The 25,464-nt window shown below is 49.4% G+C and carries 22 protein-coding genes; 15 read left to right on the top strand and 7 right to left on the bottom strand.

Features of this window, described 5'->3' with window-relative positions; translation table 11 throughout:
- The first annotated feature begins 14 nt into the window (after window positions 1-14).
- The 6 genes from ABC831_RS06930 (at window position 15) to pdxR (ending at window position 6,268) form a co-directional block, all read left to right on the top strand.
- Window positions 15-179 carry a hypothetical protein gene (locus ABC831_RS06930; protein WP_238727539.1) on the top strand — a complete coding sequence of 55 codons (165 nt, stop codon included), beginning with the start codon at window positions 15-17 and terminating at the stop codon, window positions 177-179.
- 391 nt (window positions 180-570) lie between these two features.
- On the top strand, window positions 571-1,608 hold the full coding sequence (locus tag ABC831_RS06935; RefSeq protein WP_343247495.1) for an XdhC family protein: 1,038 nt from the start codon (window positions 571-573) through the stop codon (window positions 1,606-1,608).
- Between the two features lie 82 nt (window positions 1,609-1,690).
- Entirely contained in the window at window positions 1,691-2,857 is a 1,167-nt protein-coding gene (locus tag ABC831_RS06940; protein WP_343247496.1) for a class I SAM-dependent methyltransferase, read from the top strand.
- A 33-nt stretch (window positions 2,858-2,890) separates the two neighbouring features.
- A complete protein-coding gene (locus ABC831_RS06945) occupies window positions 2,891-3,064 on the top strand; it encodes a hypothetical protein (protein ID WP_343247497.1) in 174 nt (57 codons plus the stop codon).
- A 130-nt stretch (window positions 3,065-3,194) separates the two neighbouring features.
- The gene (locus ABC831_RS06950) at window positions 3,195-4,856 is read left to right on the top strand and encodes a glutamine--tRNA ligase/YqeY domain fusion protein (RefSeq protein WP_343247498.1); all 1,662 of its coding nucleotides are present in this window, start codon (window positions 3,195-3,197) and stop codon (window positions 4,854-4,856) included.
- The gene (pdxR, locus tag ABC831_RS06955; protein ID WP_343247499.1) at window positions 4,856-6,268 is read left to right on the top strand and encodes a MocR-like pyridoxine biosynthesis transcription factor PdxR; all 1,413 of its coding nucleotides are present in this window, start codon (window positions 4,856-4,858) and stop codon (window positions 6,266-6,268) included. The genes ABC831_RS06950 and pdxR overlap by 1 nt, the downstream gene beginning before the upstream one ends.
- Before the next feature lie 209 nt (window positions 6,269-6,477).
- Here pdxR and ABC831_RS06960 read toward each other — a convergent pair whose 3' ends face one another.
- The 3 genes from ABC831_RS06960 to ABC831_RS06970 form a co-directional block, all read right to left on the bottom strand.
- A complete protein-coding gene (locus tag ABC831_RS06960; RefSeq protein WP_343247500.1) occupies window positions 6,478-7,101 on the bottom strand; it encodes a hypothetical protein in 624 nt (207 codons plus the stop codon).
- 104 nt (window positions 7,102-7,205) lie between these two features.
- Window positions 7,206-8,009 (bottom strand): histidinol-phosphatase HisJ family protein, encoded by an 804-nt coding sequence (locus tag ABC831_RS06965; protein WP_343247501.1) that lies wholly within the window; start codon window positions 8,007-8,009, stop codon window positions 7,206-7,208.
- 34 nt (window positions 8,010-8,043) lie between these two features.
- Window positions 8,044-8,961 carry an ArsR/SmtB family transcription factor gene (locus ABC831_RS06970; RefSeq protein WP_343247502.1) on the bottom strand — a complete coding sequence of 306 codons (918 nt, stop codon included), beginning with the start codon at window positions 8,959-8,961 and terminating at the stop codon, window positions 8,044-8,046.
- A gap of 596 nt (window positions 8,962-9,557) precedes the next feature.
- On the opposite strand from ABC831_RS06970, the gene ABC831_RS06975 reads away from it, so the two are divergent.
- Both ABC831_RS06975 and ABC831_RS06980 read left to right on the top strand, forming a co-directional pair.
- Complete coding sequence (locus tag ABC831_RS06975) at window positions 9,558-10,940, top strand: alanine/glycine:cation symporter family protein (RefSeq protein WP_343247531.1); 1,383 nt, start codon at window positions 9,558-9,560, stop codon at window positions 10,938-10,940.
- Window positions 10,941-11,030: 90 nt separating this feature from the next.
- Complete coding sequence (locus tag ABC831_RS06980; protein ID WP_343247503.1) at window positions 11,031-11,510, top strand: COG2426 family protein; 480 nt, start codon at window positions 11,031-11,033, stop codon at window positions 11,508-11,510.
- Between the two features lie 103 nt (window positions 11,511-11,613).
- On the opposite strand, the gene ABC831_RS06985 is transcribed toward ABC831_RS06980, so the two are convergent.
- A complete protein-coding gene (locus ABC831_RS06985; protein WP_343247504.1) occupies window positions 11,614-12,240 on the bottom strand; it encodes an alpha/beta hydrolase in 627 nt (208 codons plus the stop codon).
- 429 nt (window positions 12,241-12,669) lie between these two features.
- Here ABC831_RS06985 and ABC831_RS06990 point away from each other — a divergent pair, with 429 nt between their 5' ends.
- The 3 genes from ABC831_RS06990 to galT are packed head-to-tail and all read left to right on the top strand — an operon-like array spanning window position 12,670 to window position 16,375.
- Window positions 12,670-13,842: a galactokinase gene (locus ABC831_RS06990; RefSeq protein ID WP_343247505.1), complete on the top strand. Its 1,173-nt coding sequence runs from the start codon at window positions 12,670-12,672 to the stop codon at window positions 13,840-13,842.
- 39 nt (window positions 13,843-13,881) lie between these two features.
- Complete coding sequence (galE, locus tag ABC831_RS06995) at window positions 13,882-14,880, top strand: UDP-glucose 4-epimerase GalE (protein ID WP_343247506.1); 999 nt, start codon at window positions 13,882-13,884, stop codon at window positions 14,878-14,880.
- Between the two features lies 1 nt (window position 14,881).
- On the top strand, window positions 14,882-16,375 hold the full coding sequence (gene galT, locus ABC831_RS07000) for a UDP-glucose--hexose-1-phosphate uridylyltransferase (protein WP_343247507.1): 1,494 nt from the start codon (window positions 14,882-14,884) through the stop codon (window positions 16,373-16,375).
- 909 nt (window positions 16,376-17,284) lie between these two features.
- Here galT and ABC831_RS07005 read toward each other — a convergent pair.
- Window positions 17,285-18,172 (bottom strand): sugar phosphate isomerase/epimerase family protein, encoded by an 888-nt coding sequence (locus ABC831_RS07005; protein WP_343247508.1) that lies wholly within the window; start codon window positions 18,170-18,172, stop codon window positions 17,285-17,287.
- Window positions 18,173-18,409: 237 nt separating this feature from the next.
- Here ABC831_RS07005 and ABC831_RS07010 point away from each other — a divergent pair, with 237 nt between their 5' ends.
- A complete protein-coding gene (locus ABC831_RS07010) occupies window positions 18,410-19,240 on the top strand; it encodes an aldo/keto reductase (RefSeq protein ID WP_343247509.1) in 831 nt (276 codons plus the stop codon).
- A gap of 6 nt (window positions 19,241-19,246) precedes the next feature.
- On the opposite strand, the gene ABC831_RS07015 is transcribed toward ABC831_RS07010, so the two are convergent.
- Window positions 19,247-20,287 carry a LacI family DNA-binding transcriptional regulator gene (locus ABC831_RS07015; RefSeq protein ID WP_343247510.1) on the bottom strand — a complete coding sequence of 347 codons (1,041 nt, stop codon included), beginning with the start codon at window positions 20,285-20,287 and terminating at the stop codon, window positions 19,247-19,249.
- Between the two features lie 434 nt (window positions 20,288-20,721).
- On the opposite strand from ABC831_RS07015, the gene ABC831_RS07020 reads away from it, so the two are divergent.
- Entirely contained in the window at window positions 20,722-21,837 is a 1,116-nt protein-coding gene (locus ABC831_RS07020) for a Gfo/Idh/MocA family protein (RefSeq protein ID WP_343247511.1), read from the top strand.
- A 104-nt stretch (window positions 21,838-21,941) separates the two neighbouring features.
- Window positions 21,942-23,444, top strand: a complete 1,503-nt coding sequence (locus tag ABC831_RS07025) for a 4Fe-4S dicluster domain-containing protein (RefSeq protein ID WP_158346328.1) — start codon at window positions 21,942-21,944, stop codon at window positions 23,442-23,444.
- Window positions 23,445-23,542: 98 nt separating this feature from the next.
- Here ABC831_RS07025 and ABC831_RS07030 read toward each other — a convergent pair whose 3' ends face one another.
- Window positions 23,543-24,931: an MATE family efflux transporter gene (locus ABC831_RS07030; protein WP_343247512.1), complete on the bottom strand. Its 1,389-nt coding sequence runs from the start codon at window positions 24,929-24,931 to the stop codon at window positions 23,543-23,545.
- A gap of 142 nt (window positions 24,932-25,073) precedes the next feature.
- On the opposite strand from ABC831_RS07030, the gene ABC831_RS07035 reads away from it, so the two are divergent.
- On the top strand, window positions 25,074-25,334 hold the full coding sequence (locus tag ABC831_RS07035; protein ID WP_158355443.1) for a YlmC/YmxH family sporulation protein: 261 nt from the start codon (window positions 25,074-25,076) through the stop codon (window positions 25,332-25,334).
- Window positions 25,335-25,464 lie beyond the last annotated feature (130 nt).

The raw sequence follows: 25,464 nt of genomic DNA on the forward strand, positions 1-25,464 counted from the left end.
GCATGGAGGAAAACATGAGCCAAAAAGAAACAGAAAACAGAAAAGACCAGGAAGTCCAGGCCCGGAAAAAAGAAAATGAAGAATTCAACAGCATCACGAATAAAGTAAAAGTAGAAAACCAAAACCAGCGGCATAATGCACGTAAAGAAGGTATCGGGGCCATATACAAAAAAAGATAATAAGTTTAACTTCAAACCAATTCCCAAAACGGGTGTCGTAAAATCATTATAATAGATGATGAAGCGGCACCCGCTTCTGTTATCGGGGTGAAAAGTGAAAGCATTTTTGTCTTACGACAGTAGCCGGCCTTGTTCTTTGAGTTTTTTTGTATAGTATGTTAGTATTTATAAATAGATTAGCATAATTATATTTTTAATAATCTATATCCATGACACATCGTACGAAGTTTATATTAAATATAGGATAGACAGCGGGTAACGGAAGAACAGCATGATAAAAAATAAGAGAGATAAAAAGCAAGAGAGATAAAAAGCAAAAGAGATCAGAGGCCAGCGAGATAAGACCAAAGGGATAAATTAAAAACAAAGCTATAAAAGGAGGAATTAATCTGTGAATACGCAATCAATGTATCAAAAATTATTATCCGTACTCAAAGCAGGCACCTGCTGCCAGATCCTTTCCAAATACGCCGCGGATGCCGGCAAGCCGGCCGAAAAGTTGTTCCTGCCATCTGAAAGCGAAGAGGAATTTGCCGCTCTGTTTCCAAATGGCATGACTACCGTAGAAGAGACAGACGGAACCGTCACGATCCGGGAACCATTTTTTCCGGAGGAGCGGCTGATCATACTGGGCGGAGGCCATGTGGCTTTAGCGTTGGTGGAATTCGCCGCCAGAGTTGGATTTACAGTTACGGTTGTGGATGACCGTCCGTCGTTCGCCAACACAGCGCGTTTTCCGCTGGCCCGGCATGTAATCTGTGACGCTTTCCCAAAAGCAATAAAAGAACTGCAGATCACAGCTTACGATTATGTGGCGATTCTCACCAGAGGGCACAGATACGATCTGGACTGCCTGCGGATGATCTTAAACGGAACACAGCCCTATTACCTGGGTATGATCGGATCAAAGCGGCGCGTTAGCGGGATCAGGGAAATGCTGCGGGCAGAAGGCTGTACGGAAGAAACTCTTTCGCGTCTGTGTGCTCCGATCGGATTGAATATCGGAGCATTGACACCAGAAGAGATAGGAATCTCCATCGTGTCGCAGCTGATCAGCAAGAGAAGGCTCTGCGAAGTGACGGAGGCTGAGAAAAATCATAAGATCGTAAACGGTTCCGATGTGGATTTTGAGGTGTTGTCTGAACTGGCGGCAGAAGGCAGAGGTCCCAGAGCAGCAGTAACCGTGATATCCTCCAAAGGCCCGACCCCCAGAAAAGCAGGTGCGAAGATGGTGGTCTATTCCACCGGACAGTTGGTCGGCAGTATCGGAGGGGGATGCAGCGAACACGAGGTGATCGTACGCGCGCGGAAGCTGATCGGCACAGGTGCGTATGAGTTCTTTACTGTGGACTTAACCGGTGATGTGGCGGAAGAAGAGGGAATGGTCTGCGGAGGTATATTGACGGTATTGATCGAGGATCTGTCCTGATAATTTTGTGGACCATTTATGGATATCATAATGTATAATTTTACCAATTTCTTGCAACACTCTAACAAAGGAGTGAGCAAGCATGAAACAAGAAATGAATTATATCGTTAAATATCTGGAAAAATTTGATCAGGTGCCATTCTGTGTGGCGGTGGACCAAAAGGAATACCGGATCGGAGCCGGAGACCCAAAATTCCGGGTTGTGATGCGAAACCCGATCTCAAAAACCGCGCTGCTGACCAGTACCTCGCTGGCGCTGGGGGAATCCTACATGAAGGGGGATCTGGAGGTGGAAGGAGACCTCTTCGCGGCGCTGGATCTGTTCCTGGGCCAGATGGAACGGTTCATGACCAACAAGACAGCGCTCCATAAGCTGATCCACACCTCCACCTCTATGAAAAACCAAAAAGCGGAAGTATCCTCTCATTATGATATCGGAAATGATTTTTACCGGTTGTGGCTGGACGAGACGCTGTCCTATTCCTGCGGATATTTTGCGAAGCCTCAGGATACGCTCTATGAGGCGCAGATGGGAAAAATCCACCATACGCTGGATAAGCTGGAGCTGGAGAAAGACATGCTTTTGCTGGACATTGGCTGCGGCTGGGGATATATGCTGATCGAAGCGGCGAAGAAATATCACGTGAAGGGAATCGGGATCACACTCAGTGAGGAACAGTGCAAAGCCTGCCGGCAGCGGATCGAGGAGGAAGGACTGCGCGGGGAAGTGCAGGTGTATGTGATGGACTACCGTGAACTGGCCGGCTCCGGTATGCAGTTTGACCGGGTGGTCAGCGTTGGGATGCTGGAACATGTGGGCCGGCAGAACTATGAACTGTTTTTAAAAAGTGTGGACTCCGTCCTGAAACCATCCGGCCTGTTCCTGCTGCACTATATCAGTGCGCTGAAAGAACATCCGGGAGATCCCTGGATTAAGAAATATATTTTCCCTGGCGGAATGATACCTTCCCTGCGGGAAATGATCCAGTTGTTTGGTGACTACCGGTATTATACCCTGGATGTGGAAAGCCTGAGACGGCACTACGTGAAAACTCTTCTCTGCTGGAGAGACAATTTTGAAAAACACCGGGAAGAAATCGCTGAAATGTTCGATGCGGAGTTCGTAAGAATGTGGGAACTTTACTTATGCAGCTGCGCGGCTTCCTTCGATAACGGAATCGTGGATATTCATCAGATTCTTCTGTCCAAGGGAGTGAACAACCGGATTCCCATGACCAGGCCCTGTTAGGGAGCTCTGTCAGATCAGGATTGCGGCAGGGGCATGGAGCTTGCAGGGGCATGGAGCTTGCAGGGGCATGAAGTTTGCAGAGCTGATGAAAAATGTAGGTTTGCAGAGTTTATAGAGTTTGTGAAAAAATACTTTTCCAATACTAAGGTTTATGATATGATGATATATAGCATTCTGAAGAGAAGTGAAAGGATACCGGCGGAGTAACAGACGCCGGTATCCTTATCCGGTCTGAGCGCAGCCGCAAAGTATCATCAACCTGGCCTCAAACGCGGAACGCCGCAGTCCGGAAAATAAAAAACAGAAGATCATCGGAACGAGGAGGGCGTAATTCGCTATGGAAGAAACAGTTTCCAAAAATTTTATTGAGCAGATCATTGAGAAGGATCTGGCAGAAGGGCATTGTACCGCAGTATGTACCAGGTTCCCGCCGGAGCCCAACGGATACCTTCATATAGGACATGCCAAGTCTATCCTGCTGAACTACGGTCTGGCAGAAGAGTACCACGGAAAATTCAACATGCGGTTTGACGATACGAATCCGACCAAGGAAAAGGAAGAGTTCGTGGAGTCCATAAAGGAAGATATCAAATGGCTGGGCGCGGACTGGGAAGACCGGCTGTATTTTGCTTCCGACTATTTCCAGAAGATGTATGAGGCGGCGGTTACCCTGATTAAAAAGGGAAAGGCCTTTGTGTGCGACCTGTCGGCGGAGGAGATCCGGGAATACAGGGGAACGCTGACGGAACCGGGCAAAGACAGCCCATACCGGAACCGCAGTGTGGAAGAAAATCTGGACCTGTTTGAAAAAATGAAAAACGGCGAGTTCGCGGACGGAGAAAAAGTGCTCCGGGCGAAAATAGACATGGCTTCTCCGAATATCAACATGCGGGATCCGGTTATTTACCGGGTGGCCCATATTTCCCATCACCGGACAGGCGATCAGTGGTGTATCTATCCGATGTATGATTTTGCGCATCCGCTGGAGGACGCGTTCGAAGGAGTGACCCATTCGATCTGTACACTGGAATTCGAAGATCATCGGCCGTTGTATGACTGGGTGGTGAAGGAGGTTGGTTTTGAATGTCCTCCCAAGCAGATCGAATTTGCGAAGCTGTATCTGACCAATGTAGTGACCGGCAAGCGGTATATCAAGAAGCTGGTGGAGGAGGGAATCGTTGACGGCTGGGATGACCCGCGTCTGGTATCCATCGCCGCGCTGCGCCGCCGGGGCTTTACACCGGAATCCATCAAGCTGTTCGTGGATCTGTGCGGTGTCTCCAAGAGCAACAGCTCTGTAGACTATGCGATGTTAGAGTATTGCATCCGGGAGGACCTGAAGCTGAAGAAACCCCGGATGATGGCGATTCTGGACCCGGTGAAACTCATCATCGACAATTATCCGGAAGGCCAGGTGGAATATTTCGATGTGCCCAATAATTTGGAAAATGAGGAGCTGGGCAGCAGGAAAGTTCCATTCAGCCGTGAACTGTACATTGAGCGGGAAGATTTTATGGAGGAACCTCCGAAGAAATATTTCCGCCTGTTCCCGGGCAATGAAGTACGCCTTATGAACGCCTACTTTGTCACCTGCGTGGATTATAAAAAAGACGTGGACGGCAGGATTACAGAGATTCACTGTACCTACGATCCCAAGACCCGAAGCGGTTCCGGCTTCACGGAACGCAAGGTAAAAGGGACGATCCACTGGGTATCCGCGGCACAGGCCATACCGGCACAGGTGCGGCTGTACGAGAATATCATCGATGAGGAAAAGGGCGTCTATAACGAGGACGGATCCCTGAATCTGAATCCCAATTCCCTGACCGTATTGGAGAATTGCTGGCTGGAGCCGGCATTCGCAGAGGCAAAAGCCTATGACAGCTTCCAGTTCGTCCGGCAGGGGTACTTCTGTGTGGATGCCAAGGATTCCAGACCGGAAGCTCTGGTATTTAACCGGATCGTTTCACTGAAGAGCTCATTCAAGCTCCCGAAATAATGCAAGAGCTGACGATGGAGCTTGACAGTAAAAGTAAGACTCCGCTCTACGAACAGATCTATGAATTTATAAAATCAGAACTTCAGGCGGGAACGATACGGTACAAAGAGAAATTGCCATCCGCCCGCGCTCTGGCTGCGCATCTCGCGGTGAGCAGAAGTACGGTGGATCTGGCCTATGAGCAGCTCCGCTCAGAGGGTTATATAGAAGCGGTACCCTGTAAGGGATATTTTGCCTGCCAATTAGAAGGGGTATTCTGCTGGGATGAGAATCCCGGAATCCGGCAGAAGGAAGACCGTGACCCGCGCAAAGACTTTCTCTATGATTTTACGCCGAATGGAGTGGACCTGGAGCGGTTTCCGTTCAATATCTGGAGGAAAATCAACAGGCAGGTCCTGTCTGAGGAACATACAGACCTGTTTTTATTGGGAAATCCGCAGGGGGAGGCTGGTCTGCGGGAAGCCATCGCGCGTTATCTGCATCAGGCCCGGGGAGTAAACTGTACACCGGAACAGATCGTGATCGGTGCGGGGAACGATTATCTGCTGATGCTTCTGTCCCGCATGTTGGGGACAAAACGGCAGGTAGCGATGGAGGACCCTACCTACCGGCAGGCTTACTGTGTATTTGAAAATCTGGGATACTCCATGTGCGCTGTGGAGATGGACGCCATGGGTATGATGGTGGAGGAGCTTGAAAAGACAAATGCCGATCTGGCCTACGTCATGCCTTCCCACCAGTACCCAATGGGAATCGTCATGCCCATCGGCAGGAGATATCAGCTGCTGCAGTGGGCAGCACAGCGGGAGGACAGGTATATCATCGAAGATGACTATGACAGCGAATTCCGATATAAAGGAAAGCCGATACCGGCTCTGCAGGGGTATGACAGGAAGGGAAAGGTAATCTATCTGGGAACCTTCTCCAAATCCATTGCACCGGCCATACGGATCAGCTATATGGTTCTGCCGCCTGCCCTTTGCCGGTTATATGAACGGTCGGCCATGCTGTTTTCATCAACGGTTTCCAGAATCGATCAGCGGACGTTGGAGGTATTTATCCGGGACGGTCATTTTGAGCGTCATTTAAACCGGATGCGGACGGTCTACAAGGGCAAGCACGATCTTCTGGTGGAGCATTTAAAGAAGCTGAAGGCCGTGTGCAGTATATCAGGAGAGCAGGCAGGCGTACATCTGCTGGCCCGATTTGAGGACGGAAGAACGGAAAAAGAGTTAATCGACACGGCCCGGGAGCACCGGATAAAAGTATACGGGCTGTCTGAAAATATCGTGCGGCAACCGCAGCGGGAGGGCGCCGGCAGTCAGTCGGCCGGAATTATACTGGGATATGCGGCGCTGAGTGAAGAGCAGATCTGTCAGGCCACGGACATCTTAAATACAGCCTGGTTTTAAATACCATAAGTAGCCTGGCTTTAAGTCGTATTCTGTGAAATTACCGAGCGTGGATTGAAACAAATACCAGAATGCAGTCTGGCTTAAATATCATATAGAAGAAAGGGTGCCGCACAATCATTCAAAGAGATGATTGTGCGGCACCCTTTCTTATGAAAGCAATAGCTCATTTGCAGCAAACGCTGCTAAATTACGGCTGAGCTTCAGGTTCAATCTTTTTCGTCCAGGGAATCTTCATCCAATTCAAAGTCCAGATCCAGATCATCGAATTCCGGAAGATCATTTTCCAGATCCGCGATCTCTTCCGGAGTCAGAGCATCCTCCAGCTCGATCCCCTCGATATCAGAATCGGCTTCCTCCTCAACGGGTTCTTCTTCATCTGTTCCAGGAGCGGAAGCCGCATCTTCCATATCTGCGTCGTCCATATCCAGATCTTGTGCATCTGTATCTTCCAGCGCAGCGGATAACTCATCATCCGCGAGAGCTTCTTCTGCCTGGGACGCATCCGCCTGTCCTGCGTCTTGTACAGAGGAATCCTTTTGGGCAGAAGAGTCTGCCTCAGCAGGAGAATCCGCTTCGGCAGGTTGTTCCTCCTGCGTATCAAATTTCAGCGGTACATATTCTCTGGAGGCTGTGGAAGAGCCATGCTCCTCATCGATAAAATCCACATCTTCGTCTTCCTCTTCCAGATCATCATCGAAATCATCATCATATTCATCCTTGCAGGAATCCAACAGCTGCCTGTATTTTTTATAATAAGCGATGCCTGCGGCTGCTGCCGTACCAATAATCGCAGTAGCGGCTAATAATTTGCCCCAACCCTTCTTTGCCATATAAAAATCTCCTTCCTGTTCCTATCTAGTTTATGCATTTATCAACATTGTAATACTATTTTTTACAATTGAAAAGGGATTCTATAGAAAATTTCATTTTGTTATCAAATTTTAATAAATTCCGGTTTCCGGTTCCGGAACACAGTATAATAGCGGAAACCACACCGGGTCAACAGTTCCTCCAGCTGCGGGAAGGAATATGCGATGTGCTCCGGCCTGTGGGCGTCGCTGCCGATCGTCAGAATTTCCCCGCCCAGCTCTTGATATCGTTTCAATACATCGGGATGGGGATTGGGCTGTCCAAGGCCGTATTTATAACCGGCAGTGTTCACCTCGATTCCCAGACCCCGGTCAATCAAAGCCTTCAGGATCGCGTCCAGAACATCCCGGTAGGCTTCATAGGAATAGTACCGGTTCTGATTCGGCCCATACCGCACCACATAATCCAGATGACCATAGATCTGATAACCGTCAAATGCGTCTATATTTTCCAGAATGGACTCAAAATATTCCCGGTAACCTTCCTCTTCGGTGATTCCCTCGAAATAGGCTTTCTGATAGGGGTCTTTTCCGTGAGCCAGATGGGAAGAACCGATGATGAAATCAAACGGATATTTCCGTACATATTCCCGGTAGCCTTCCGCCAGATAAGGCTGAAGCCCCAGCTCGATGCCAAGAAGCAGTTCGATCTGTCCGCTGTATTTTTCTTTATATTTCAGATAATCTTCCACATAAGGATCCGTGTCAAAGTGCCATACCATACCCTCGGTTTCGTAATCCCAGTCCTGGTGGTCCGTCAGGCAGATGCGTTTTAAGCCCATTTGTATGGCACCCCGGATCATTTCCTCCATCGTGCTGTCGGAATCCGGGGAATAACTGCAGTGTAAGTGAAAATCGGAACATATCATGGATGTTACCTCCTGATCTGATGAGAAATAGTGGTTAATAAAATAATTTAAGTTCAATATTCTGAGGATAATCTCCGAAGCTGTCACCGAAGATATTCACACCGCCGATATTTGGGGCGTCCTCTTTGATCCCGATCCGTACCGAGATATAAGGACTGTCGGCCAGGGCGTAATCTTCCAGAGGGCGCAGGCTGACCTTCACGCCGTTCAGATAAGTCCCGTTCCTGGTAAAGCGCCAGGTCTTGAGCTTCCCGTATTGGGAATTCTTATTGGGCCACCAGTCGGGATTCAGTTTGCCCCGTCTGCCTCCGAAGTCCGACGGGCAGGTCCAGGTGCCGGCGTCCAGTCCGTTCACCCACAGGGTAATGTCCGAGGGGCAGTCCAGATTATAATCCACGGTTTCCGAACAGAGCTCCGCGGACAGCTCCATGCTTTTTAAACGCATATTCTGCAGGGAGGCATTGGGAAAACGGTACTCCACATACCCGGAGCCGAACCAGAGAAGCTTGGCTTCAGAGCGCTTCGGATTATAAAAGACACGCGGTTCATCCTCCTCATCGATATGCCCTTCATTGCTGACGATCCCGCAGGTGGGCGTTACCTGATAATCCACAAAGCTTCCTATGGGCATACTGATGACCTCGGATTTCTGCGGCTCTTCCACGGGAGGGTCCAGGCAGATGTGCAGCAGATCCAGCTGACGGCAGCATATTTTCATGGAGCCCCGGGTAGCCGGTTTCAGGGATGTGGTGATCAGGCCGCTTTCCTCCAGCACCTTGACATGCATAGCGGAAGAGGAGGCTGGGATATCCAGCCGGTCGGCGATCTCATTCACATTCAAAGGCTCCTTGCCCAGCAGCCGGAGAATCCGGATCCGGATATCCGAGGACAGAGCCTTTCCGACCAAAGAAAGCCGTTCATCATTTAAGTCTATCGTTTGTTCCTGCAACATGAAATAGTCTCCTTAAAGGTTGTATTATAACAGGATTCTTGTTTTGAAAACATTGTAACACATGATACCGTTTTGTCAACCTTTGGGTCCGTGCGTTACCAATCATGGGCAATTTTGATAAATGGGGATTTTGATACTGAGGTCCGGGCTGAAGGGAAGCGGCGTGTCTTGGGGAGCCGCTTCCCTTCAGCCCTGCTTTACAAAAGGCTTTTATCGTGTGGAAGGTTCGTAAACGGTGAAATGTGCTACATTCTTTAGCTTACAGTGCTTTTAGTTAGGATATGAATGTCAGAATAGTAGAATGGTCACCTATGTGTGCAGATGTGATAGCTTCATAACGAAAAAATAAGTCACTAACAATACTACGAAATCTGTCAGCCTCCCTCCCTTCCCGGACCTATGTACAAAATCCCCATTCCCCAAAATTGGACCAGAATAGCGGCTGGCCGGTGCCTTCTTAACAGTTTTCTGACTTTCCAGGAATTGGAACTTATGATATACTTAGACTGCTATGCTGATTTTAACAGTTTGGATGGTAAGCATCATATTCTAAAGAAAAAGTATGTGGGGTGTGAGATAACGTGGATATTCAGGAAATGATAAAGAGTGTCAATGATTTCGTGTGGGGACCTGTGATGCTGGTTCTGCTGGTGGGAACAGGGATTTTTCTTACGGTGCGGCTTCATTTTTTGCCATGGAGAAATCTGCCGCATGCGTTCAAAGCGATCTTTTTGAAATCGGAAGGGGACAGTGAGGGGGATATTTCCCCGTTCCAGTCCTTGATGACCGCGCTGGCGGCTACCATAGGGACCGGAAATATCGTTGGTGTCGCTACGGCCATGGTGTCCGGCGGGGCCGGCGCTCTGGTTTGGATGTGGCTGTCCGCACTGTTTGGCTTGTCCACGAAGTACGCGGAGAGTGTCCTTGCGGTGAAGTACCGCACCGTAAACGCGAACCAGGAGATGGCCGGCGGACCGATGTACGCCATGAAAAATGGATTTAAGATCAAATGGATCGGGTCTGTGCTGGCTTTTTTGTTTTCCCTGTTTGCGGTGCTGGCCTCCTTTGGGATCGGTAATCTGACACAGGCGAATTCCATCGCAGATGCGGTACATACCACCTTTGGCGTGCCGGTATGGGTTACCGGGGCGGTAATCACCCTTCTGGCTCTGCTGGTACTGATGGGCGGTATTAAGAGTATCGGGCGTGTATGCGGGTTTATCGTTCCGATTATGGCGGTATTCTATTTCCTGGCCGCACTGATTACGATCCTGCTGAACCATGCGAATGTGGCGGAGGGAGTCAGTGAGATCTTCCGTATGGCCTTTTCCGTCAAGGCGGTAGCCGGCGGCGTGGGCGGGACGATCGTAGCCGGTATGTTCCAGGCCATGCGCTGGGGCGTGGCCAGAGGCGTCTTTTCCAACGAAGCGGGCCTTGGCTCCGCGCCGATCGCGGCAGCGGCGGCAAAGACGGATCACGCGTCCCGTCAGGGTTATATCAATATGACGGGTACATTTCTGGATACCATCGTCATGTGTACCATGACAGGCCTGGTGATCGCGTCTTCCGGTGTGCTGGGTATCACGGATGCAGCAGGTAAGACGGTTGACGGCGCGCAGCTGACGATCCAGGCGTTCTCCACTGCCATGGGACCCGCCGGAGCGTGGATTATCACGATCGGGATCGCTCTGTTTGCCTTCTCTACCATCCTGGGCTGGGAATACTATGGGGAAAAAGCATTGGAATATCTGGTGGGTTCCACAAAGGCGAACAAATTATACCGGTTGGTCTTTTCGCTGGTGGTATTTCTGGGGGCGACGACCACACTGCAGATGGTATGGAATATTTCTGACACCATGAACGGCCTGATGGCGATTCCGAATCTGATCTGCCTGCTGGTTCTGAATAAGTCAGTGGCCGAAGAATGCTTTGATTATCAGAAAAATGTACTGAAACGGAACAAGAGGGATTATATATAATATATCGAAAATAATCATTCAGAAAGGCTTATGGATGAACAAAAGTTCACCCGCACCTGTTTGTGCAAACGACGCACGTTTGGAGGGAAAATGTTTATAAAATATTTTTGGGTGTTTTTCATTTCTATGGTACCGCTCATTGAGCTTCGGGGAGCGATTCCGTTTTCACAGGTGGAAGGACTGCCGCTGTTTACGTCCTATGTAGTTGCGATTCTGGGCAATATGCTGCCTGTGCCGATTATTTATCTGTTTGCCAGGAAAATCCTGGAGTGGGGAGCGGATAAACCGGTGATCGGAAGATTTTTCCGTTTCTGCCTGGAAAAAGGGAAGCAGGGGGGAGAAAAACTTCAGGAAAAAGCGGGACGCGGACTTTTTATCGCATTGCTGGTGTTTGTGGGAATACCATTGCCCGGGACTGGGGCCTGGACCGGCACCCTTGCCGCCAGTCTTCTGGATATGGACTTCAAATCCAGTGTGCTGGCCGTTATGGGAGGCGTCCTGGTGGCAGGTGTAATCATGGGCCTGGCCAGCGCGGGTGTTCTCGGATTCCTGAACAATATTATTTTTTAAGAAACCAAAGAGTACAGAGCTTTTTTGTAATGTTTTCTGCTGTCGGTACGGCCTTGACTGCGGGCTTTACCGGCTTTTTTAGTCCTGATTCTTTGAGGCAATGTCAGACGATTGCTTTTTTCATCCACTCATCTAAAAAGGCGGTCTGTTCCCCGGTATGGAACCAATGTTCCCCGTTTTCCATTATTGTAAGATTGGCGCTATGAGTGTCAGCAAAAATATCCACTGTTTTGCGGGAGGTGAGGTTATCTTTTCCTGCATACAGAATTTCTGTGAAAATATCCCATTTAATAGGATTTTCTCTGACAAAACATAAATAGTTCCATGAGAGTGTCTCGCCAAAATCCGTTGGAATTTCCTCTTTTTCACGAAGCTCGGTTTCTGTTACATTGGCCCATTTCATCATGTCTAGAATAAGTCTCTCCATATCCAATACCGGAGATATAAACAGAGCTTTTTCGATTTCGGAATTTTGTAGTGCGAGCATTGCGAAATAAGCGCCTATGCTGTTGGCAATAATAGAAATCTGTTCATACTTTTGATGCAGCTGATCATATGCGGTCTTGATTTGCTTTTGCACAATCCACGGAAAATAATCCTTGTAATCCACACCGAGAATATCAAACCCGAAACAATTTTTTTTATATTGTTCCGCTTCCCTATAACTTCCGCCTTTTCCGTGGATATATAATATGGCTTTTTTCAAAATATCACCGTTTCTCCTTTGCATTTATCGTTTGAGCAGCCGGCCACAGTCCCGTTCCTTTTCCATTACACATTCGGCATATCGGCTTAGAGGATGGCCCCCTATCATTCGGCCGACTGGATGCGGACATGCGCAGTGCTTCCTTTTTAATGTAATAATATAATAACAGATATTCTGAATTCTAAAAAGATAAGAGAACTAAAATCATTAAAAAATCCTTCTGGAAGTTCTGGGAGTGATCATCGAAATGAGTTATAAACTGGTTTTATCAATATCCCGATGTTCGCTTTTCAGAAGCTTGGAAAGTGTATCAAGCGATTGGTAAATATAACGAATAATTTTCTTTTATAGAACAGAAAATTTCTATTTACAATTGGCCAATCTGTGTTATAATGAGCTCATAAACAGGAAAAATGTTTTATAACAGAAAAAGTGAAATAAAGGAGATGCGTCATGAAAGAGCAATTGATGGGGAAGTTTGCAGAGTTGTTCGGAGGGGATGGAGATATCCGGGCTTACTTCGCGCCGGGACGGGTCAATCTGATCGGAGAGCATACGGATTATAACGGAGGGCATGTATTTCCCTGTGCTCTGACCATCGGAACCTATGCCATAGCCAGAAAAAGACAGGATCAAAAACTTTGCTTTTATTCCATGAACTTTGAGCAGCTGGGTATCTTAGAGTCCGGGCTTGACGAGCTTACATACGAAAAAGAGGCGGGTTGGACGAATTATCCGAAGGGGGTTATATGGGCGTTCCGGTCCAAAGGTTATTCCATCGGGCAGGGCTTTGACCTGCTGCTGTATGGTAATATACCAAACGGTTCGGGACTGTCTTCCTCCGCGTCGGTAGAGGTGGTGACCGGAGTGATACTTAAGGATCTGTATGGATTCGACGATGTGAGTATGACACAGATCGCGCTGTATGGTCAGTATTCGGAGAATAATTTTAATGGGGTCAACTGCGGAATCATGGACCAGTTTGCCATTGCCATGGGGAAAAAAGATCATGCCATTTTCCTGGATACCAGCAATCTGGCCTATGAGTATGCGCCGATCAAGCTCGAAAATGCCAGAATCGTGATCGCCTGCAGCAATAAAAAGCGGGGACTTGGGGATTCTAAATATAATGAGCGCAGGAGCCAGTGCGAAGCCGCGCTGGCGGATATTCAGAAGGTGAAGAAAATAGAGGCTCTGGGAGAGCTGACGGAAGCGGAGTTCGAAGAGGTGAAGGGAGCCATATCGGACCCGGTCTGCAGAAGAAGGGCCAGACATGCGGTTTATGAAAATCAACGGACCATCCGGGCGGTGGAAGCGTTAAAGGCTAATGATATCGAACAGTTCGGAGCGCTCATGAACGCATCCCATGTGTCTTTGCGGGACGACTACGAGGTGACCGGGAAAGAACTGGATACCTTGGCCGAAGCGGCCTGGGAAATGGAAGGCGTCATTGGATCACGTATGACCGGAGCCGGATTCGGCGGATGCACGGTCAGCATTGTACAAAAGGATAGGACAGACGCCTTTATTGAAGAAGTGGGCAGCAGGTATTTAAAAGAAATCGGATATGCTGCGGATTTCTATGTGGTGGATATCGGAGACGGAGCAGGGAAACTGGAAAATTAAGTTGCCTAGGAAGATTAGAAGAGAAGGAGGAAAAGAATTATGTCCATATTGGTACTGGGAGGAGCCGGATACATCGGTTCCCACACCGTATACGCGTTAAAAGAAAAAGGGGAAGATGTGGTCATCATTGATAACCTGGAGACGGGTTACAAGGAGGCGGTACATCCGGAAGCCAGATTCTATCAGGGGGATATCCGGAACAGGGCATTTCTGGATGAAGTATTTGAAAAAGAAACCGGGATACAGGCGGTGATACACTTTGCGGCCAACTCCCAGGTGGGTGAGAGCATGGCAGACCCGTTAAAATACTATGATAACAACCTGTGCGGCACAAAAGTTCTTCTGGACGCCATGGTCGCTCATAATATGAAACACATCGTCTTTTCCTCCACCGCGGCGACTTACGGCGAGCCGGAGCGGATTCCGATTCTGGAAACGGACCGGACAGAGCCGGTAAACACTTACGGAGAGACAAAATTGTCCATGGAAAAGATGTTTAAATGGGTGGGAAAAGCCCATGGTCTGACCTACGTGTCCCTGCGCTATTTCAATGCCTGCGGGGCACATATAAGCGGTGAGATCGGTGAGGCCCATAATCCGGAGACTCATCTGATTCCGCTGATCCTGCAGGTCCCGCTGGGACAGCGGGAGGCCATCAAGATCTTCGGAGAAGACTACGACACAAAGGACGGCACCTGTATCCGGGATTATATCCATGTGACCGACCTGGCCCAGGCCCACATTCTGGCGGTGCAGTATCTGCTGGATGGAAAAGAAAGCAACATATTCAATCTGGGCAACGGCATTGGATTTACCGTAAAAGAAGTAGTGGAAACGGCCAGAAAAGTAACGAAACATCCGATCCCGGCCGTCATCGAAGGACGAAGAGCGGGAGATCCCGCCCAGCTGATCGCATCCAGCGAGAAAGCGAAAACCGTCCTGGGCTGGAAACCGGAACATGCGGATCTGGAAGAAATCATCGGGACAGCATGGAAATGGCACAGTACCCATCCAAACGGTTATAATAAGGAGGACTAAAATGCTGTTCGAAAATATCAAAAAACTAGTACAGTATGGATTGGAGACCGGGCTGATCGAAGCGGAAGACGCCGTCTATACGACCAACCGGCTGCTGGAGCTTTTCGAAGAAGCGGAATATGTTGAGCCTTCGGAAGAATATTCCGGCATCGAGCTGGAACCGGTCTTACAAGAATTACTGGATGAGGCTCACGCCCGTGGAATCCTGAAAGAAGACGGTATCGTCTACAGGGATCTGTTTGACACCAAGATTATGGGCTGCCTGGTGCCAAGGCCCAGTGAATTCCAGAGAAAGTTCTGGGCTCTCTACGAAAAAGACCCGAGGCAAGCCACGGACTATTTCTACAAATTCAGCCAGGATACGGATTATATCAGGCGCTATAGGATCTGCAAGGACATGAGATGGACCGTGGACAGCGATTACGGTTCCATCGATATCACGATCAACCTGTCTAAGCCCGAAAAAGACCCCAAAGCCATCGCGGCAGCCAAACTCGCCAAAGCCAGCGGTTATCCGAAATGCCTGCTGTGCAAGGAAAACGAGGGGTATATGGGGCGGGTGAACCATCCCGCCCGCCAGAACCACAGAATCGTACCGGTCACGATCCAGGGAGGAGCCTGGGGGTTCCAGTATTCCCCCTATGTCTATTACAACGAGCACTGCATCGTATTTAACGGCGAGCACATCCCGATGAAAATAGACCGGGCAGCCTTTGCCAAGCTCTTTGACTTTATCAAACTGTTCCCCCACTACTTCCTCGGCTCTAATGCCGACCTGCCGATCGTCGGCGGCTCGATCTTAAGCCACGATCATTTCCAGGGCGGAAACTACGAGTTCGCCATGGCGCGGGCCGCCATAGAAGAGCAGATCACGATCCCGGGATATGAGGATGTGGAAGCCGGCATCCTGCACTGGCCGTTATCTGTTATCCGCATCCGCCACAGGGATTCCGCCCGTCTGGTAGAGCTGGCAGACTACATTCTGAAAAAATGGAGGGCATACACCGACGAGGATGCGTTCATCTATGCAGAGACGGATGGAGAGCCCCACAACACCATCACCCCGATCGCCCGTAAAAAAGGCGAAGTATACGAGCTGGACCTGACTCTGCGCAATAATATTACCACAGAGGAGCATCCCTTCGGGGTCTATCACCCCCACGCGGACCTGCACCACATCAAAAAGGAAAACATCGGATTAATCGAAGTGATGGGACTGGCTGTACTGCCCGCCCGCCTGAAAGACGAGATGGAAAACCTGGCATCCGCCATCCTGAACGGAGATGATATCCGCGGGGATGAGGAACTGTCAAAGCACGCGGACTGGGTGGACGAGTTCCTGCCCCGCCATCCAAATCTGAACCAAGAGAACGTACACAGCATTCTCCGGCAGGAAATCGGCCAGGTCTTCGTAAAAGTCCTGGAAGACGCCGGCGTATTCAAATGCAGCCCTGCAGGACGCGAAGCTTTTCGGAGATTTACTGCTGGGTTGTAAGGGGGGGAGATCCCCTGTTGCATTTGGCAGGTTAACCCGCCCTGCCGGGGTTCTGCCCCGGGTTTGGGTATGCCCGCTGCTTAGGATGAGAGACAGTGGGCGGTATCCGGGGAGACTCCCGGCTCTGGGGGGGCTTTTGTGTCTTTGCGGGAGCGCTTAGGGCTTGCGCTGGCATCCGCTAAGTGGAATCGAAAAGCCGGGTTCAGGAATCGAGCCTATTCACCAGGAACACATGAAGTGTTCCCGGTTCAGAGGCTCTTGCCCGTCGGACGTGAAGTCCGCCGTGCATCCTGAACCCGGCTTTCCGATTCCACTAAGCGGATGCACAGCCGCCCTATGCGCTCCCGCAAAGACACAAAAGCCCCCCAGAGCCGGGAGTCTCCCCGGATACCGCCCACTGTCTCCCATCCTAAACGGCGGGCATACCCAAACCCGGGGCAGAACCCCTGTAGGGCGGGTTCGCCTGCCAAATGTAACAGGGGATCTTTAGACTTCTCCATAAGAGTGTTAATGACGATCCTGGTAAAAGTTAAGCACTATTGGACTACGTTTGGGGCATCACTAAAGCAGGAGCGGGCCGGGGCAGGGATTGCCTTCCTATGCGGGGCCAACGCGCGGGGGCGGCCAATCCTTACGGGAGCCTAATCGCTTGAGGTCAGACCTTAGTACGGGTTACGCAGATGGTGGGAGAACCTCGCAGGGCCTGGAACACTGTCCGAGCCGTTTTTTTGGCGAGTTTGTTCCGGGCCCTGCTAATAAGAGGTTCTCCCGCCATCGGAGTTACCCGTTCTTAGGTCTGGCCGATGCGATTTGGCTCCCGTAAGGATTGGCCGCCCCCGCGCGTTGGCCCCGCATAGGAAGGCAATCCCTGCCCCGGCCCGCTCCGGACCCATCAGATACCTCCCAAAATCACCAGTCCACGCCCCGGATTTTTCTGTAATTTCGAAGGCTGATTTCGATACTCTCGAATTCCGTGGGCCTGCGTGTGAAATCTTGCTTTAGGAGGATGTAGGATACGGTGCCGATTTCGTTGGCCAGGTCTATGATAGGCTGCAGTTTCAGGATACCTTCCCCGATTTCTGTGAAAAGTTCACATTGTACGGGATGGATGTTTTGGATCTCGTTTCCTTGCAGTAATTTGTCATAGCGAATGTTTTCCGCTATGGGATGGTGGTTTTTAAAATTCCACATGTTGAATTTGTCGATCTGATCCAGTGGGTAGTCTTCCTGGACGATGGAACCTATCCGGTCCGGGTATTTCTGAAAGAACGCGTAAGGGTCCACCAGGCCCCTCATGAGCCAATAGGTGTTGAGGGAGAGATGAAACAGCTCAGGATCGGTCTGAGCCAGCAGGAGATCCATGACGGTCTGGCCGTCCATCAGCTGGAATTCGTGGTAATGATTTTCATAAAAGAGAGAAAGGCCGTATTTCTGACAAAGGCTTCCGGCTTTGTTGTAGAAACGGCATTTTTCGTCTAAGATCTCACGGGAAGGAAAGTAGTCAATGGGAACCACCATTCTGCTGCATCCCAATTTCTGAAAATAAACACATGTTTTTTCTAAGTTTTCATCCGTCAGGTTCGTGACATAACCTCCGATGATCATGATACCGGCGTCATCCGCTTCTTTTTTCCATTCTTCAGCGCTTAATCCATAATAGGAACTGCCGGAAGCGTCGTAATTCGGCAGTTCTATGTAACGATAGCCAATCCCGGCGGTTTTGCGAAGCGCGCCCAATGGGTCAAACCGCATGTATTCCCGTACCGTATAACCCTGCAGACCAACTTTAATACCCATAATAATACCCAACCTTTCCGCTGACATCAATTTTATTGTTACCTGCATTTTGTAACATCTCACATGTTATGCAGTTATTATAAAATAAAAAATGAAAACTTTCAACATGTTTTCATTAAAAATTACGATATTTTCATGAAAAATGTAAAAAACCATTGACGAAAGTCATGAAAGAACCTATAATAACAATAAAATATTGTGAAATAACGGATGAATAGAGGATGGGAGGGTTTTGCAATGAAAATTTTCAACAAAGAACTGGCCAACGGAGTCCAGGTATCCTGTATCGGTATCGGCATGGACCAGGTTACTGATCAGAGACAGGCATATGATGCGCTTCAGTGTGCTTTTGAAGCGGGTTATCGAAGTATCGACACCGCGTCGTCCTACAAAAACGAGGAGGCGGTTGGAAAAGCGGTCCAGGAGAGCGCGCTCCCCAGAGAAGAGCTGTATATCACCACAAAGCTGACGGCCGCCGACCAGGGGTATGACGCAGCTCTGCGGGCATTTGACAGAAGTATGCAGGCGTTAAGGCTTACTTATCTGGATTGTTTCCTGATCCACTGGCCGGGAAAATATCTGTATGGAGAGACCTGGAAAGCTTTTGAACGTCTGTACCAGGAGAAAGCGGTCCGCGTAATCGGCGTCTGCAATTTTAATCCGCATCACATAGAAACGCTGGCCGATCAGGGAAGCATGCTCCCGCTGGTCAACCAGGTGGAAAGCCATCCATACTACCCCCAGAACGAACTGCAGTCCTACTGCGAAGATAAAAACATCCTGATGGAAGCATGGAGCCCGCTTATGTGCGGGGGCATTATCCTGAAAGATCCCGCCATTCTAAAAATCAGCAAAGAAACGGGAAAATCCCCCGCCCAGGTCGTACTGCGCTGGCATATCCAGAAAAACCACCGGATCTTTCCGAAGTCCGTAACCCCTGCCCGAATCCGGGAAAACCTGGATATCTTCGACTTTGAACTGGACCAGAACCAGATGTCAGACATAGAAAACTTAAAAGAACACAATCAAAAAATAGGTCCTAATCCGGATATCTTCTTCGAAGTATAGAATCATCTACCCCCGCATCACGGGAATGGCTGTAGATTCCCGTATAATCAGCTCGGTATTCAATACCATATGCTTCGTCTCAGCGGAAGGATTCGTCAGTTTCTCATGCATCAGTTCGCAGGAGATATAGCCCAGCTGGAACTTTGGCTGATTGACGGTGGTGATGGAGGGCATGGTAATGCTGGAAATGTCCACATTATCAAAACCGACCACGATGATATCTTCGGGTACCCGGAAATTCGTATGCTTCGTGGCCCGGATCACCGCCGCCGCGCACAAATCGGATACGGCGAAGAAGGCATCCGGGGGATTGGGCATGGTCAGAAGCTTGGCCACGGAAGAAAAGGCCATATCTGCGTTGATTTCCGGAAGCTGGATAATCCAGTCGGGATTCACCTCGATCCCGGCATTCTCCAAAGCTTTCAGATAACCCTCTCTGCGGTGGCGGGCATATTTATATTCGATCGGCCCGTTGACAAGAGCGATTTTCCGGTGGCCGGTGGACAAAATGTAATCCATGGCATTCTTGGATGAGAGAAGATCATCGATACCCACAGTGGACACCGGCGAATACTCTTCAAACTCACAGCACTGTACCAGAGGGAAAGAGGCGGATAGGGTCTGCACCACTTCGGCGGTTAAATGATTCAGCGTGATGATTCCTTTCGCATTTACCCTGGACAGCATGTGCATGATCGATGAGAGATTCCCCTCATTGATATGACCCTGGTTAAGCAGCAGATCGTAATCGTGGAGTTCGGCCGCCGCCTTGGCGCCCTTAACGATTTCATTATAAAACGGGTTACTCAGGGATGGAATATTGATAATAAGCAGGTCCTTTTCGGAACGCCGGCTGTCGGCCGGGATGGGAGCCGGGGCAGCGGAACTTTTCTGATAATTCAGTGCCTGCGCGGATTCCATGACTTGACGGTAGGTATCTTCATTGACGATACCTTTGTGATTAAAGACTCTGGAAACAGTCGCAACAGAAACTCCGGCATGGTTTGCGACGTCTGTGATCGTTGCTTTCTGTCGTTTTGGGCTCATTTGAAACACCGCCTTCTCGAAAAATAATGCTCCATTTATCAGGAAAAGTAACGGAAATAAATGGAAAACTTTTGTCCATTATAGCATGTAATTCGTTCACTGCATAGTGTTCGGGTGAAAAATCTTACAAAATAAATGTAAAATTACATGCTGATATATTTACGCAGAACGGAGCAGACCGGCTGCAGCACAAGGGGTTGAATTTCAGGAACGTGTTTTGCTGATTCTAAGTGAATCCGTAGTTATACAAGTAGATCACTACATACATAGTGCACAAAACCAGAAGAATTCTTTTATGCAAAAGATCAAATTATAAGAAATCCTGTTATATTTTGCGAAACCTAATTGACTCGTTTTATGGATTGTGCTACCATATTTTCATGAAAAATGTGAAAATAATTTGAAATTTCATGAAAAAGAAATGGAGGCAAAGTATGGAAAAAGTAAATGTTGGTGTCATTGGGTGCGGAAATATCAGTGAAAAATATTTAGAAAACCTGTGCGGTATTTTTAATCAGACGCAGGTAATTGCGGTTACAGACATAAAAGAGGAGGCAGCCAGGCTTCGTGCGGAGCAATTCCGCATTCCCAGAGTGTGTAAAAGCAGCGAAGAACTTCTCGCCATACCGGAGATTGATATCGTGGTGGTCCTGACACAGCCAGGACAGCACGCGCAGATCTGTGAACAGGCGCTGCTGGCGGGAAAACACACCTATGTAGAAAAGCCCCTGGCCCTGAACACTGATGACGGACGCCGCCTGGTAGAATTGGCAGACAGGAAGAATAAAATGCTGACCAGTGCGCCTGACACGGTATTGGGAAGCGGTATTCAGACTGCCCGTAAACTGATTGACGAGGGATGGATCGGCAGGCCTTTTGGAGCCATCAGTCATATCCTGACAGGGGGCCCCGAATCCTGGCATCCCAATCCGGCCTTCCTGTACCACAAAGGAGCCGGCCCATTATATGATGTGGCGCCCTACTATGTAGCCGGTCTGACTTATCTGCTGGGGCCGGTGGACAGTGTTATGTGCTCCGCGAAAAAAGTGCATGAGGAGCGCACCATCACCAGTGAACCCCTGTACGGCACCAAGATCCAGGTAGAAGTTCCCACCTATCTGGCCGGAATCCTGACCATGGAAAATGGAGTCGTCGCCACCATTCATCATTCCTTCGATGTGGACGCCACACGGATGGATGACAGCGTAGAAATTTACGGTACGGAAGGCACCCTTGTGATCCCGACCCCCTGCGGTTTTTCCGGTAAGATCCAATACCGGAGAAAAGGTGATTCGGACTGGTCCGACATCCCCTGCATCTTCGAATATAAAAAAGATATGCGCGGAATCGGCGTGGCCGATATGGCCCGGGCGATACTGGAACACAAAAACCAGCGGCTGAGCGCGGCCTTTGGCTATCACACAATGAATGTACTGGAGGCGCTGGACATTTCCGCCCGGGAAGGGAAGGCACAGACCATAGCAAGCACATTTAAGAGGACAGAACCGATGCTTATGAACCCAGGCTGGGGGGATGAGCGGAGAATTTAGGGTCAGGACCTGCTGGTTAAAGACCTCCTATAAAATTTTTTCCCATTTTAGACCGAAATGTGATAATATGTTAACGAGAATGAAATTTTAGGAGGTACGAAAGAATGAGAGGACTGGAAACCCCCGTTCGTAAACTGCGCCATCAGGTATTTACGGAGGTTGCAAAAGTAGCTTATGCTTCGGAAAATGTGAATAACGATATTGAGGCGATTCCCTATAAAATTACACCGGGTGATGTGCCTTTGTATCGGGAGAGTATTTATAGAGAGAGGGCGATTGCTTCCGAACGGGTCCGGCTGGCGATGGGAATGTCCCTGAGGCCGGAGGACAAGCCGGTACATATCACAGATGGAATTGAACTGAGCAATATTGACCAGAAATACTATGAGCCGCCGCTTATGCAGGTGATTCCATCCGCCTGCAATTCATGTGCGGATAATAAGATGGAAGTCAGCAACGAATGCCAGGGCTGTATTGCCCATCCCTGCCAGGAGGTATGTCCCAAGGGCGCGATTTCCTTTGTGAACGGCAAGTCTTTTATTGATCAGGAGAAGTGTATTCAGTGCGGCAGATGTAAAGCGGCCTGTCCCTACGACGCCATCGCCAGGAAGATCCGTCCCTGCGCGGCGGCTTGCGGGATCAAGGCCATCGAGTCGGATGACCTGGGCCGGGCGAAGATCAACACGAATATGTGCGTTTCCTGCGGCCAGTGTATGGTCAGCTGTCCTTTTGGGGCGATTGCTGATAAGTCACAGCTGTTCCAGCTGATCCGCTGCATGAAGAACGGCGGAGAGGTAATCGCGGAGGTGGCTCCCGCTATTATCGGCCAGTTCGGACCGGAAAACAACCAGAAGAAGGTGAAGGCCGCTCTGCTGGAGCTGGGCTTTAGCAAGGTATATGAAGTGGCCATGGGCGCGGATGTGGGGTGTGTGACGGAAGCGCATCACTATGTGGAGAAAGTGGTGACCGAGGAGCTGCCGTTCCTGCTGACTTCCTGCTGTCCTTCCTGGTCTATGATGGCGAAGAAGTTTTTCCCGGAGATGATCGACAGCGTGTCGAACTCCCTGACCCCTATGGTAGCGACGGCCAGAACGATTAAGCAGAAGCATCCGGATGCTAAGGTCGTGTTTATCGGGCCCTGTGCGTCCAAGAAACTGGAGGCTTCCAGAAGAACGGTGCGCAGCGATGTGGATTTTGTCATAACTTTCGAAGAACTGCTGGGCATGTTCGACGCGAAGGGGATTAATCTGGACGAATATGACAAAGAGGTTTCCATGCATGACGCGACCGGAGCCGGCCGTGGATATGCCATCGCCGGAGGGGTCGCGGAAGCGATCGAGAAATGCGTGAATGAGTACTATCCCGATGTGGATGTGCTGATTGAGCATGCGGAAGGCCTGGAAGAGTGTAAGAAGATGCTGATGTTAGCCAAGGCCGGCAGAAAGAACGGCTGCCTGATCGAGGGTATGGCCTGCCCCGGCGGCTGTGTGGCCGGTGCGGGAACGAATATCCCGATTAATAAGGCCACGGTAGAGGTTAAGAAATTCGTAAAAGCATCCTCAAAACCGATCCCGGCGAAAGAACTGGAAGAGATCGAACTGCCTTAATTTACCTGTCTTGATATACCTGCCTTGATTCGACGCAAGAATCGATTCGACAGTTATCGGGAATAGATTTGGCATTTAATGGAAGCGTTTTCTGCTTTTTACTCAGAGGTAAAGAGCAGAAACGCTTTTTCTTTGGAAAGAAAAATAAGGGCAATCACCATCGTGACCGCTTCCGCCAGCGGTACAGCTAGCCATACGCCGGGAATCCCCAGAAAATGAGGCAGAAACGCAAGTCCGGCAGTGATAAAACCGAAAGTTCTCAGAAAGGACAGCAAGGCGGAGATTTTGCCATTGGACAGGGCAGTAAAAGCAGCGGAGGTAAATATATTGAATCCGCACAATAAAAAGCTGAAGGAAAAGATAGAAAAACCATCCAGCGCAATCTGATAAACGGCACTATCCTCCGGACAGAAGATTCCCACCAGAGCGGAAGAACAGGTGATGGACAGGAGAAACAGCAAAACAGATGCGATACCGAGAAAGGCCAGGCACAGACGGAAAACCTTCCGCAGCTGTGCATGGTTCCCGCTGCCGTAATTATAGCTTATGATAGGGGCAGCGCCCATCGAAAAGCCGATATAGAGTGTGGTCAGCAGGAACTGGGTGTAAATGATGATGGTAATGGCGGCCACCCCGTTTTCTCCCAGCCGTTTCATCATGACAAGGTTGAACAAAAAAGTGGTTACGGCTGCGGCTGCCTGGCTGACCATTTCCGAAGAACCGTTCAGACAGCTTTCCAGTATCACCCTGAAGTCCAAAAGGGGTTTCCGGAAGCGCAGGGTACCTTTGGAACGTATAAAAAAGGCCAGTCCGAACAGGGTGGGCAGCAGGTATCCGATGCCAGTCCCCAGCGCGGAACCGGCGATGCCCATGTTCAGGGGAACCATGAACAGGTAATCCAGTAACAGATTCATCAAACCCGCACTTACGGACAGCAGCATGCCATAGCCGGGATGACCGGCGGTGATGATCAGGGTCTGAAACAGAACCTGCAGCATGCTGGCCGGTGTGAAGATCAGAAGCAAAAACAGATAATCCTTACAGTATGGATATAGAACCGGGCTGGCCCCCAGACCGAGGATGATATCGTCGAGAAAGAAAATCCCTACGGCGGCTATGAGAATACCCAGGAAGATACCTGTCAGAATCAGCAGGGTAAGATTCCGGCAGGCTTCCTTTTCGTTCCCGCTCCCCATTTTCCTGGCGATGATGGCGCTGCCTCCTGTAGCGATCATGGTCCCCAGCCCCACTATGAGATTGATGACTGGACAGACGATATTGACGGCGGAAAGGGCATTTGTATGGATGAACCGGGATACCATCGCGGTGTCACCAATGGTATAAAAGCCCATGAATAACATCATTACAATGGAAGGGGTGACAAACTTTAGCAGGGAGACCGGATGAAAATCCTGAGCCAAACGAAGTTCCCGGGACTGCCCCGGGACGGAAATCCCTTTTTTGTGATGCCTTTCTTTTTGGTACATGATGATTCCTCCTTTTTTCCTTGTATTTTAACAAATAGAAAAATAGGAAGTTTCATAAATCTTGCTATAAAATCCGGACCAGGTATCATTATCCGGCCGGCGGCATATATATAAAACATAGCAAGAAAAAGCGGGGCTTTTCATGCGGGTATATGAATTAAAACAAAAAGAAGTGATTAATATATGTGACTGTGCCCGGCTGGGTTGTGTGATTGATATCGATTTTGACATCAAGACCGGCTGTGTCCGTGCACTGATTATACCGGGTCCGGGAAAGGGATTCTGCCTGTTTGGGCGGGACATGGAATATGTGATTCCCTGGTGCCAGGTAAAGCAGATCGGGGCGGATATTATTCTCGTGGATGTGGATATCGAAAAGGTATTGGTAAAGTGCGGTATTTAACTGGAATACGCAGGGCGCCGCACCAGAAATTACCACGGTTTTTGCGCGGAAACTGAGCCGAATCCGGTTGCATTGCCCTCCTGAATCATGTATGATTGTAATAAATAACCGTTATTCTCAAATGAGAATA

The organism is Diplocloster hominis (assembly GCF_032380655.1).
Classification (GTDB): Bacteria; Bacillota; Clostridia; order Lachnospirales; family Lachnospiraceae; genus Diplocloster; species Diplocloster hominis.